The organism is Hoeflea sp. BAL378 (assembly GCF_000759435.1).
Taxonomy (GTDB): domain Bacteria; phylum Pseudomonadota; class Alphaproteobacteria; order Rhizobiales; family Rhizobiaceae; genus Hoeflea.
In genome coordinates, this window is sequence record NZ_JRJG01000071.1 from 31865 (window position 1) to 43204 (window position 11340).

The 11340-nt window shown below is 65.2% G+C and carries 15 protein-coding genes and 1 pseudogene; 15 read left to right on the forward strand and 1 reads right to left on the reverse strand.

Going from position 1 to position 11340, the window contains the following annotated elements; translation table 11 throughout:
- Positions 1-3: 3 nt before the first annotated feature.
- Positions 4-882, reverse strand: a complete 879-nt coding sequence (motA, locus tag LL06_RS15900) for a flagellar motor stator protein MotA (protein ID WP_035528970.1) — start codon at positions 880-882, stop codon at positions 4-6.
- A gap of 226 nt (positions 883-1108) precedes the next feature.
- Here motA and LL06_RS15905 point away from each other — a divergent pair, with 226 nt between their 5' ends.
- The 15 genes and pseudogenes from LL06_RS15905 to LL06_RS15975 form a co-directional block, all read left to right on the forward strand.
- Positions 1109-1891, forward strand: coding sequence for a DUF1217 domain-containing protein (locus LL06_RS15905; protein ID WP_035528973.1), 783 nt, complete (start codon positions 1109-1111; stop codon positions 1889-1891).
- Positions 1891-2616 (forward strand): flagellar basal-body rod protein FlgF, encoded by a 726-nt coding sequence (flgF, locus tag LL06_RS15910; protein WP_035528976.1) that lies wholly within the window; start codon positions 1891-1893, stop codon positions 2614-2616. The genes LL06_RS15905 and flgF overlap by 1 nt, the downstream gene beginning before the upstream one ends.
- 55 nt (positions 2617-2671) lie before the next feature.
- The gene (gene fliI / locus LL06_RS15915; protein ID WP_035528977.1) at positions 2672-4051 is read left to right on the forward strand and encodes a flagellar protein export ATPase FliI; all 1380 of its coding nucleotides are present in this window, start codon (positions 2672-2674) and stop codon (positions 4049-4051) included.
- Positions 4048-4611 (forward strand): flagellar protein, encoded by a 564-nt coding sequence (locus LL06_RS15920; protein ID WP_244447155.1) that lies wholly within the window; start codon positions 4048-4050, stop codon positions 4609-4611. The genes fliI and LL06_RS15920 overlap by 4 nt, the downstream gene beginning before the upstream one ends.
- A gap of 99 nt (positions 4612-4710) precedes the next feature.
- Entirely contained in the window at positions 4711-5088 is a 378-nt protein-coding gene (gene flgB, locus LL06_RS15925) for a flagellar basal body rod protein FlgB (RefSeq protein WP_035528979.1), read from the forward strand.
- Positions 5089-5093: 5 nt separating this feature from the next.
- Positions 5094-5513, forward strand: a complete 420-nt coding sequence (flgC, locus tag LL06_RS15930) for a flagellar basal body rod protein FlgC (protein WP_035529017.1) — start codon at positions 5094-5096, stop codon at positions 5511-5513.
- A complete protein-coding gene (locus tag LL06_RS15935; RefSeq protein WP_035528981.1) occupies positions 5510-5848 on the forward strand; it encodes a flagellar hook-basal body complex protein FliE in 339 nt (112 codons plus the stop codon). Before flgC ends, LL06_RS15935 begins: the two co-directional genes overlap by 4 nt.
- Positions 5849-5858: 10 nt before the next feature.
- Positions 5859-6647, forward strand: a complete 789-nt coding sequence (flgG, locus tag LL06_RS15940) for a flagellar basal-body rod protein FlgG (protein ID WP_035528983.1) — start codon at positions 5859-5861, stop codon at positions 6645-6647.
- 17 nt (positions 6648-6664) lie between these two features.
- Complete coding sequence (flgA, locus tag LL06_RS15945; RefSeq protein WP_052161632.1) at positions 6665-7147, forward strand: flagellar basal body P-ring formation chaperone FlgA; 483 nt, start codon at positions 6665-6667, stop codon at positions 7145-7147.
- Positions 7144-8301, forward strand: a complete 1158-nt coding sequence (locus tag LL06_RS15950; protein ID WP_081964015.1) for a flagellar basal body P-ring protein FlgI — start codon at positions 7144-7146, stop codon at positions 8299-8301. The genes flgA and LL06_RS15950 overlap by 4 nt, the downstream gene beginning before the upstream one ends.
- The gene (locus LL06_RS15955; RefSeq protein WP_035528987.1) at positions 8298-8825 is read left to right on the forward strand and encodes a MotE family protein; all 528 of its coding nucleotides are present in this window, start codon (positions 8298-8300) and stop codon (positions 8823-8825) included. Before LL06_RS15950 ends, LL06_RS15955 begins: the two co-directional genes overlap by 4 nt.
- Positions 8822-9526, forward strand: a complete 705-nt coding sequence (gene flgH, locus LL06_RS15960) for a flagellar basal body L-ring protein FlgH (protein WP_052161633.1) — start codon at positions 8822-8824, stop codon at positions 9524-9526. Before LL06_RS15955 ends, flgH begins: the two co-directional genes overlap by 4 nt.
- A gap of 11 nt (positions 9527-9537) precedes the next feature.
- The gene (locus LL06_RS15965) at positions 9538-10053 is read left to right on the forward strand and encodes a flagellar basal body-associated FliL family protein (protein ID WP_035528989.1); all 516 of its coding nucleotides are present in this window, start codon (positions 9538-9540) and stop codon (positions 10051-10053) included.
- Complete coding sequence (gene fliP / locus LL06_RS15970; RefSeq protein WP_035528991.1) at positions 10050-10787, forward strand: flagellar type III secretion system pore protein FliP; 738 nt, start codon at positions 10050-10052, stop codon at positions 10785-10787. Before LL06_RS15965 ends, fliP begins: the two co-directional genes overlap by 4 nt.
- A 360-nt stretch (positions 10788-11147) precedes the next feature.
- A pseudogene (locus LL06_RS15975) lies at positions 11148-11340 on the forward strand (flagellin); the annotation flags it as partial.

Here is an 11340-nt window from a genome sequence, read left to right on the forward strand (position 1 = left end):
GTCTCACGCCGCCTTTGCGTCGCCGCCGCCGCCGGGGTTCATCATTTCCTGCTCCACCGCGTCGATGGAGGGACGCTCGTAGGACGAGATCGTCTTGCGTCCGTGCTCGAGCGCCACCTGCGGCACGGAGCCGTTCATGTAGGCGAGCAGGGTCTGCTTGACGATGGTGTAGAGCCGGTTCTGCTTGGTGCGAACGATCTTGATGTTGGTGGCGATCGGTCCGATCAGGCAGTAGGACAGGAAGATGCCGAGCATGGTTCCCACCAGCGCCGCGCCGATCAGGCCGCCGAGGATGGCAGGGGATTCGTTGATGGCCGCCATGGCCTTGATGACGCCGAGAACGGCGGCGATGATGCCGATCGCCGGAAAGGCGTCGCCCATCGTGCTCACCGCGTTGTAGGCCTTGAGACTGTCGGTCGAGATGGTCTCGATTTCCTCGTCCATCAGCGCCTCGATTTCATGCGGGCGGGCGTTGCCGATGATGATCAGCCGCACATAGTCGCAGATGAAGGAGGTCAGCTCCTTGTTCTTGAGAACAGTGGGGGCGGACTGGAACAGCTCCGATTCCTCGGGGTTGTCGATATGGCTTTCAATCTCGTTGCGGCTCTTGGTCCTGAGGTCGCGCATCAGCGAATAGAGAATGCTCAGCGTGTCCAGATAGTCGCGTTCCTTGGGGACCTTGTTCTTGAACGCCTCGCCCAGCGCCTTGAGCGTGTCCTTGATGGTCTTGACCGGGTTGGCCATGATGAAGCCGCCGACGCCCGCGCCGCCGATGATCATCAGCTCGAACGGCTGGTTGAGCACCTCCAGGTGTCCACCCATAGCCATGAAGCCGCCGAGGATACACCCGAGGGTAACCACAAAGCCGATAACCATATTCATGATGAACCACCGCGCGAATTGGACATGCTGTTTACTGCGTACGGCGTGAGCCTTGTGTGAAGCTGAATCTCTCCGTCTAATTAACGGTTTGTCCCCGCCCTACAGCTTCGCGCAAGCAAGATGGCCTAATCCGGGGCAAGCATGCGGGCGACTGCGCCCTGTCGCGACAAATGCGCCATGGCGGGCTTGAGCGATGCGCCCTGACGGATCGGAAAGGGTAACCCCGGTGACGACCACTTACACCAGCTACAATCTGATTGCGCGGGATTTGCCGCGCTCGCTCGACCGGATCGCCAGTCAGCCCGTGGTTGCGCGCGAGAGCGAATATTACCTTTCGCGGATCTCCGAGATCAAATCCGTCGACGAGTTCATGGCCGACACGCGCCTGTTCAACTACGCGATGAAGGCCCACGGGCTCGAGGACATGAGCTATGCCAAGGCGTTCATGCGCAAGGTCCTGACCGAAGGCGTCGACAACGAGGATGCCTTCGCCAACAAGCTCGCCGATTCCAAGTACAAGCAATTCGCCGAGACCTACAATTTCGCCCGCCATGGCGAAACCGCGACGATCTTCACCAAGGCGCAGCAGGGCACGGTCGACAAGTACCACCGCCTGTCGCTGGAGCAGGAGGCCGGCGAAGACAACACCGGCGTGCGCCTGGCGCTCTATTTCCAGCGCAACGCGCCCGAGATCACCTCGGCCTACGGCATCCTTGCCGACACCGCGCTCTACCAGGTCGTGCAGACCGCGCTCGGCTTCTCCTCCGAGCTCGCCGGAGCGGACATCGACCGCCAGGCCGACATGATCAATGCGCGCATCGATATCGAGGATTTCAAGGATCCCGAAAAGCTCGACAGCTTCATGCAACGCTTCACGGCGCTGTGGGAGATCGAAAACCCCTCCTTCAGTTCCGTCGATTCGAGCCTGTTGCTGAGCTCCTCGTCGGGCTTCGGCATCTCTCCGGAGCTGATGCTGACCATCAACAATCTCAAACTCGGAGGTCACTGATGCAGGGTTCGCTCTATGTCGCCATTTCATCGCAGATCGCGCTTGAGCGTCGCCTGACAACGCTGGCCGACAATGTCGCCAATGCCAACACCACCGGCTTCCGCGCCACCGAGGTCAAGTTCAACGAAGTGCTTGCCGACACCGGCGTGGCCGATGTCTCCTTCGTCGACCAGGGCCAGGACTTCCTCAAGACCTCCAATGGCGGCCTGAACGCCACCGGCAACCAGCTCGATTTCGCCATTCGCGGCGAGGCCTGGTTCATGATCGAGACGCCCACCGGCAACATGCTCACCCGCGACGGCCGTTTCTCGCTGACCGAGACCGGGCAACTGGTCAATATCAACGGCTATCCGGTCCTGGATCCCGGCGAGGCGCCGATCCAGCTCGATCCGGGCGGCCCGCCGCCGAAGGTCGGGCGCGACGGCGGCCTCGAGCAGGACGGCGTCCGGCTTGGCGCCATCGGCCTGTTCGAGGCGGACCTGTCGCAGGGGTTCCAGCGCAAGGCCGCGCTCGGAATCGTGCCGACGGTTCCGCCCGAACCTCTGCTCGACGCCAACAGCGCCGGCCTGCTGCAGGGCTATCTCGAGGAATCCAACGTCAATCCGGTCTCCGAGATGAGCCATCTGATCATGCTCTCGCGCGCGTTCGAAAGCGCATCCGCGATGATGAAGGCGACCGAGGACATCTTCAAGGAAGCGATCCAGACGCTGGGCAGCGGCAGATGAGTGCCGTGCAGGTGGGTCTGGGCGCTGACCGCTCATTTGTGCCGGAGGCCTTGCGATGAGCGGCCGCCAGGGCCTTGCCAGGCTCGCCGACAGCGTGCGCGAATTTTCCAGGCCCCACGGCGGCTGCGACATCTCCGGCACCGTCACCTCCGTCTCCCCGGGACGCTGCGTCATTTCCGGCCTGTCGCGCCATGTCCGCATCGGCGAGTTCCTGGGCTTCCGCCATGGCGATGCGGTCAAGCTGGCCGAGGTGGTGAGCCTCGGCCCCGACGAGGTCGTCGCCTGTCCGGTCGACGGTGCGTCTCAGGCCGGCATCGGCGAGCGCGTCTGGCGCCGCGGCGCGTTCCGCATCTCCCCGGACGCGGGATGGTGCGGGCGCACCATCAATTCGCTCGGCGAACCGGTCGACGGGCTCGGCCCGCTGCCGCAGGGGCCCGTGGCCCGCACCGTCACCGGCGCGCCGCCCGCCTCGATGCTGCGCCAGAGGGTCAGCGCGCCGCTGCGCACCGGCATCCGCGTGGTCGATGTCTTCGCGCCGATCTGCCAGGGCCAGCGGCTCGGGATCTTCGCCGGATCGGGCGTCGGCAAGTCGACGCTGCTGTCGATGTTCGCCAAGGCCTCCGATTTCGACCGCGCGGTGGTCGCCCTGGTCGGCGAGCGCGGCCGCGAGGTGCGCGAATTCATCGAGGACACGCTCGGCCCGAACATGAAGAAGACCGTCGCGGTGGTCGCCACCAGCGACGAAAGCCCGATGCAGCGCAAGCTCGCGCCGCTGACGGCCATGGCCGTTGCCGAGCATTTCCGCGACACCGGCGAAAACGTGCTGCTGATCGTCGACAGCCTGACGCGCTTCGCCCATGCGCTGCGCGAGATCGGCATGGCGGCGGGGGAGCCACCGGTGGCCCGCGGCTATCCGGCCTCGGTGTTCACCGCCTTGCCCGGCCTGCTCGAACGCGCCGGACCTGGCCCGGAAGGGTCGGGGGCGATCACGGCCATCGTCTCGATCCTGGTCGACGGCGACAATCACAACGACCCGGTCGCCGATTCCGCCCGCGGCATTCTCGACGGCCATCTCGTGCTCGACCGCGCGCTTGCCGACGAGGGCCGCTATCCGCCGGTCAATCCGCTGACCTCGATCTCGCGGCTGGCCCGCAAGGCCTGGCGCGGCGACGAGGAAAAGCTGGTGATGCGGCTCAAGGCGCTGATCCACCGCTACGAGGAAACGCGCGATCTCCGGCTGATCGGCGGCTACCGGGCCGGATCGGACGCCGAACTCGACATGGCCATAAAGCAGGCGCCGGTGATTTACGAGATCCTGCGCCAGACCCCCGAACAACCGCCCAGCGTCGACGCCTTCGCCGAGCTGGCCGAAGCAATGAAGGCCGCGGCCGGCATCCCCTCCGCGCCGCCCCCCAAGGAAAGGGCCAGACCGTGACCGACACGATCGATTTTGACGATGCTGATGACGACGCGCCCGGTCCCGTCGCCAAGCCGAAACGCACGGGCGATCGCGTCTTCGCGGTCTCCGGCTTCCTGCTCGCCACGGCGGCGGCGTTCTTTCCCTGGTATGTCTTCTTCAATCAGGAAAGCTTCGGCATCGCTCCCATGGGCTACAACGACACCAGGGACCTGCCCGAGACCCCCGGCCGCGCCGTGGTCAATGTCTCGCCGCTCGCAATCCCCGATGAGAAGGATGGATCGGCGCCGGCCTCGGCCTTCGACCCGATCGTCACCGCCACCGTCCCCAATGCCGAAGACCGGGCGGCCGGCGAGTCCGCTTCGCTGAGCGAGGATCCGAACCAGTCCTTCCCCGGCAAGCCGCAGTACCGGTTGCTGCACGTCGCCAACGGCCGCGCCCTCATCGAGGACCGGTCGGGCATGTACATCGTCCGCATCGGCTCGGTCCTGCCGGACAATTCGCGCCTCGCCACGCTCGAGCAGCGCAATGGCCAGTGGGTCATCGTCACCTCGAACGGCGACGTGATCCAGAACTGAGACCGGTCGCCGGCGTGATCCTGCGGCAATCGGCTCCTCGCAAGGCACGCACAAGATTGACCGCCTAGTTTCCGGACTTGCACAGGACGGAGACATGTCATGCAACCGATCCAGCTTTTCGATCTGACCTCCAAACAGGCGCACTGGCTGACCGTTCGCCAGAGCGTCGTCGCAGGCAACATCGCCAACGCCAACACGCCCGGCTACGCCACCCGCGAGGTCGCAGCCTTCGAGGCCGTGCTCCAGGAGACCGGGGCGCGGATGGCCGCGACCCATCCCGGACATATCCAGGAGGACGCGCTGCGCGGATCTGTCAGCAGCCGCGACAGCCGCGACGTCGAGGTCCAGCCCTCGGGCAATTCGGTCAATCTGCCTGATGAACTGAGCAAGACAGGGGAGATCAAGCGCATGTACGAGCTCAACACCGGCATGGTGAAGGCCTTTCACCGGATGATGCTTCTGACGGTGAGGCGCTGATGGTCATCGATCCGCTTTCGCTGGCCTCGCGCATCGCCTCCTCGGGTCTGGACGTCCAGGAAACCCGCATGCGCATCCTGTCGGAAAACCTGGCCAACGCCCAGTCCACCGGCGACACGCCCGGCGCCGACGCCTATCGCCGCAAGACCATCAGCTTCTCCTGGGAGCTCGACCGGTCGCTCGGCGCCTCGAGCGCCAAGATCTCCAAGATCGCCACCGATCCGGGGGAATTCACCATCGAATACGATCCGGGCAATCCCGCGGCCGACGACAAGGGCATGGTCAAGCTGCCCAATGTCAACGTGCTGATCGAGCTTGCCGACATGCGCGAGGCCAACCGGTCTTACGAAGCCAATCTCCAGACCGTCAAGCAGACCAGGGAACTGGTCTCGATGACGATCGATCTCCTGAGGGCCGGACAATGATTGACATGATCGGAGCAGCTTCCGCGCTGTCGCGCCTGGGTGGCGCGGGCGGAACCGAAGTCGCCAGCGCGGCCTCGATGTCGCAGACGGCGGCCACCGCGGCGTCGGCCATGCCCGGCGGGTCCTTCGCCGACGTCATGCAGTCGCTGGGCGAGGGCGTGATGGACAATCTGAAGGTTGCCGAGGGCCAGTCCTTCGCCGCCGTCCGCGGCGAGGCGGCCACCCGCGACGTCGTCGACGCGATCATGACCGCCGAACAGTCGCTGCAGACCGCCGTCGCCATCCGCGACAAGCTGGTCACCGCCTATCTCGAAATCGCCCGCATGCAAATTTAAGGATATCGCCATGAAGGCCTTGGCCATCGCAGCAACCGGCATGAATGCCCAGCAGCTCAATCTCGAAGTGATCGCCAACAACGTGGCGAACATCAACACCACCGGCTTCAAGCGCGCGCGCGCCGAATTTTCCGACCTTCTCTACCAGGTCGAGCGCAATGCCGGCGTCGCCAATGCCTCCAACCAGGCGATCGTGCCCGAAGGCGCGCATATCGGTCTCGGCGTGCAGACCTCCGCGGTGCGCAACCTGCACATCCAGGGAAGCCTGGTCGGCACCTCCAACAAGCTCGATCTCGCGCTTGTCGGCCGCGGCTGGTTCCAGATCGAGATGCCCGACGGCGCCACCACCTACACACGGGCCGGGGCCTTCAACACCAATGCCGACGGCCAGCTCGTCACCATCGACGGCTACACCGTCGTCCCCGGCATCACCTTTCCCGCCGACACCAGCGAGGTCGTGATCTCGGCCTCGGGCCAGGTCTTCGGGCGGATCGGCAACGAGACCGAAATGCAGGATCTGGGACAGTTGACGCTAGCGAGCTTCGTCAACGAGGCGGGCCTCGAGCCGATGGGCGACAACCTGTTCCGCGAGACCCCGGCCTCAGGCCCGGCGACGGTCGGCATCCCCAACGATCCCGGCTTCGCCAGCATCCAGCAGGGCTATCTTGAAGCCTCCAACGTCGATCCGGTCAAGGAAATCACCGACCTGATCTCGGCGCAGCGGGCTTACGAGATGAACTCCAAGATCATCCAGGCCGCCGATGAAATGGCCTCCGTCGTTTCGAAGAATCTCCGGTAACAAAGGACAAGGCAAACATGACGTTTGGCCACACATCAGCTTTGACACGGCTTTGCCGCGCAGCCTTCGTGCTGGCGTGCGCGCTCTGCGCCCTGGCGCCGGCGCAGGCCGGGCAGGGCACCGCTGTGGTGCCGGAACGGACCATCTATCCCGGCGAGGAACTCGTCGCCGGCCTGGTGCGCGAGGTCGAGGTCACCAACCCGAATCTCGCCAGCGGCTATGCCGAGATCACCGCCGACGTTGTGGGCAAGGTCACCACCCGCACGCTCCTGCCCGGACGGACCATTCCGGTCGGCGTGCTACGTGACGCCTGGGCGGTGGAGCGCGGCGCGACCGTCAAGCTGGTCTTCGCCGGCGGCGGCCTGACCATCACCGCCGAAGGCACGCCGCTCAAGAACGGCGCGGTCGGCGATTTCATCACCGTCCGCAACATCGAATCCGGCGTGGTTATTTCCGGCACCGTCATGGACGACGGCAGCGTGCGGGTGGCCTCGCAATGACCGGCAGGCTCGCACGCATCGCCGCGGTCTGGCTTGGCCTTGTGTGCCTCGCCGGCTCCGGGCTTGATCGCATCGTCGCGCCGGAGCTCGGCTGGGTGCGACCCGCCGCCGCCGCCTCGCGCATCAAGGACATCGCCTCGCTGCAGGCGGCGCGCGACAACCAGCTCATCGGCTACGGCCTGGTGGTGGGCCTCCAGGGCACCGGCGACGGGCTGCGCAACTCGCCCTTCACCGAGCAGTCGCTGCGCGCCATGCTGCAGAATCTCGGCATTTCCACCGAAGGCGGCGCCTCGCGCGCCAACAATGTCGCGGCGGTGATCGTCACCGCCAACCTGCCGCCCTTTGCCAGCCTCGGCTCGCGCATCGACGTCAGCGTCTCCTCGCTCGGCGACGCCACCTCGCTGCGCGGCGGCACGCTGGTGATGACCTCCATGTCCGGCGCCGACGGCCAGATCTACGCGGTCGCCCAGGGCTCCGTCGTGGTCTCCGCCGTCACCGCCCAGGGCGACGCGGCGAGCCTGCAGCAGGGCGTGGCCACGGCCGGCCGCCTGCCTGGCGGCGCCATCATCGAGCGCGAAATCCCCGCCACCTTCAAGCAGGTCGGCGGCCTGGTCTACCAGTTGCGCAATCCGGATTTCTCCACCGCCGTCGGCATGGCCGACGTGATCAACGCCTATTCGCAGGCGCGCTACGGCGCTGCCATCGCCGAGGCCCGCGATTCCACCACCATCGCCGTGCGCAAGCCGGAAAAGGCAGACCTTGCGCGGCTGACCGCGGAAATCGAGGGCCTGATCGTCGAGACCGACACGCCGGCCCGCGTCGTCATCAACGAGCGCACCGGCACCATCGTCATCGGCAATGACGTGCGCGTCTCCCGCGTCGCCGTCACCCATGGAACGCTCACGGTGCAGATCACCGAGACCCCCACCATCGTGCAGCCGGCCCCGTTCTCCAACGGCGTGACCGCGGTCGAGCCGCTCACCGACATCACCGCCGGCGTCGAGGGCGGGCAGGTCGCCATCATCGACGGGCCGGACCTGCGCACGCTGGTCGCCGGCCTCAACTCGATCGGCGTCAAGCCCGACGGCATCATCGCCATCCTGCAGGGCATCAAGTCGGCCGGCGCGCTGCATGCCGAACTGGTGCTGCAATGAGCGCCGCCCGTCGCAGCCTCCTTGGCAGGGCGGTCCGGGGCCTCGGCCCCGCGGCGGTCGTCGTGCTCGGGCTCGTCGCGCCGGGAGCGCTGGCGCAGCAGGCGCCGCCTCCGACCTCGGAAGAGGACGTCCGCGCCTTTTGCGGCAACATCGCCGATGCCGCGCGCGACCAGCGCTACCTTCTGCAGAAGAAGGAGCTCGAGGATCTGCAGGCCGGCGTCGACGAGCGGCTCAAGCGGCTCGAGGACCGGTCGGCGCAGTACCAGGACTGGCTCAAGAAGCGCGAGGAATTCATGCGCGTGGCCGAATCCCAGCTCGTCGACATCTACAAGAACATGAAGTCGGACGCGGCCGCCCAGCAGCTCGAGATCGTACGGCCCGAAGTCGCCGCGGCGATCATCATGAAACTCAGCCCGCGGCTTGCGAGCGCCATTCTCAACGAGATGGATTCGACCAAGGCCGCCGGCCTGACCGGCATCATTGCCAGCGCCGCGGCGCCCGACCAACCCGAGGACCCGTCATGATCAGGGCAATAGCCTTCACCGCTCTCGCCCTTTCGCTCGCCGGCTGCAACTCGCAGACCTTCAACGAGATCGGCAAGGCCCCGTCGATGAGCCCGGTAGGTTCCGGCCTCGCCTATGGCGAGACGCCACAGATGGCGGCCTACCCGAAACAGCCGCCCCAGCGCTCGGGCAGTTTTTCGTTGTGGGACGACCGCAGCTCGAAGCTGTTCCAGGATGCCCGCGCGGTCAGCGTCGGCGATATTCTCACCGTCGATCTCGCCATCAACGACAGGGCCAGCTTCGACAATGCCACCGACCGCAGCCGCACCAACGACAGCGCCATGAATCTCGGGGTCAACATTCCGGCCATCGGCGCGGTCGGCGCGGGCGACATCAATTACGGCTCGGACACGAAGACCAAGGGCCAGGGCACCACGGCGCGGTCCGAGAAGCTCAACCTGCGCATCGCCGCCGTCGTGACCGGCATCCTGCCCAACGGCAATCTGGTCATCAGCGGCAGCCAGGAGGTGCGGGTCAACCACGAACTGCGCATCCTCAACGTCGCGGGCATCGTCAGGCCGCTCGATGTCGATCACAACAACACCGTGGCCTACGACAAGATCGCCGAGGCGCGCGTCTCCTATGGCGGCCGCGGCAGGCTCACCGAAGTGCAGCAGCCGCCGGTCGGACAGCAATTCGTCGACATCTATTCCCCGATCTGACGGGCTGACCCATGGCTGACACCGAAGAAGAGACCGAGGGAGCAGGCAAGAAGAAGTCCGGCCTGATCGTCACGATCGCGATCGTCCTGGTTCTGAGCCTGCTCGCCGGCGGCGGCGGCTGGGTGCTGGGCGGCATCCTCGCGCCGAAGGTGGCCCAGCCCGAGGAGGAGGCGGCCGCGGCGGCCGCAGCGCCCCATGGCGGCGCCGAGGGCGAGAAGGAAGGCGAGGGCGAAATCAAAGCACGGGAAAACCTCGTTCAGCTTGAGCCGATCACCACGAATCTGTCATACCCTTCCGACAACTGGATTCGAATCGAGGTATCGCTCGTGTTCACCGGCGAGACCGATGACGAACTCGCCGATCAGATCCACCAGGACATTCTTGCCTACCTGCGGACCGTCTCGCTTCAGCAGATAGAGGGTCCCCGGGGATTTCAGTATTTGCGGGACGATTTGCGTGAACGGGTGAAGCTGCGGTCCGAGGGCCGCGTCAACGATCTCCTTTTGAGGACCTTTGTGATCGAATGATTCGATTTTTTTCGGCCCTTGCAGCCATGATGGCATTTGCAACGGCGGCCAACGCACAGGGCATAGACCCCAGCCTGCTGCAGCTCCCGGTCGACGGGTCGGTCGCAAGCTGGATCATCCGCACCTTCGGCCTTCTCACCGTGCTCTCGGTCGCTCCGGGCATCCTGATCATGGTGACCAGCTTCCCGCGCTTCATCATCGCGTTTGCGATCCTGCGCTCGGGCATGGGGCTGGCCACGACGCCGGCCAACATGATCCTGGTCAGCCTGGCGCTGTTCATGACCTTCTATGTCATGGCGCCGACCTTCGACCGGGCCTGGGAGACGGGCGTCACGCCGCTGCTCGAAAACCAGATCACCGAGGCGCAGGCGATTCCGCTGATCGCCGATCCGTTCCGCGAGTTCATGCTGGCCAACACCCGGCCCAAGGATCTCGCCCTGTTCATCGACATCGCCACCGAACGCAACCAGTCCACCGAGACCGCCGGCAAGATCGACCTGCGCGTTCTGGTGCCGGCCTTCATGATCTCCGAAATCCGGCGCGGCTTCGAGATCGGCTTTCTCGTCGTGCTGCCGTTCCTCGTCATCGACCTCGTCGTGGCCACCATCACCATGTCGATGGGCATGATGATGCTGCCGCCGACGGCGATCTCGCTGCCGTTCAAGATCCTGTTCTTCGTCCTGATCGACGGCTGGAACCTGCTCGTGGGCAGTCTGGTCCGCTCTTTCGTCTGAAACGGTCCGCCACGGCGGATAAGTCAGCGCCGGCGTCCGCGCGGGCGGGCAAGCGCTGTCCCGTTCCTTCGAAGTGCACCCGCCCTGCCGGCACCGGTCGGACCCCGGCGACGCGTTGCCCGCGCGCGATTCCCGCATTCTTTCATCAGTCGTTAACCATATAGTAATTCCTGGTCTTTTTGCCTTTCGATTAATCACTTCGAAAGTCGGAACTGTGATTATGGTGCCAACACGACGGGAAGGAACTCCTTCGTGAAGCAAAAGAGTTCCGACAGGCATGACGCCGAACTGCCGTGACCGGTAAATACATAAGCCCGGTATGTCCCTCTCCAGTATCTCGTAATAACAAGGGACAACCCTATGACAAGCATCATGACCAATGCCTCGGCGATGTCTGCCCTGCAGACCCTTCGTTCGATCAACTCCGATATGGAATCCACCCAGAACCGTATCTCTTCGGGCTACAGGGTCCAAAGCGCTGCCGACAACTCCGCCTATTGGTCGATCGCGACCACCATGCGTTCCGACAACAAGGCGCTCGGCACCGTGCAGG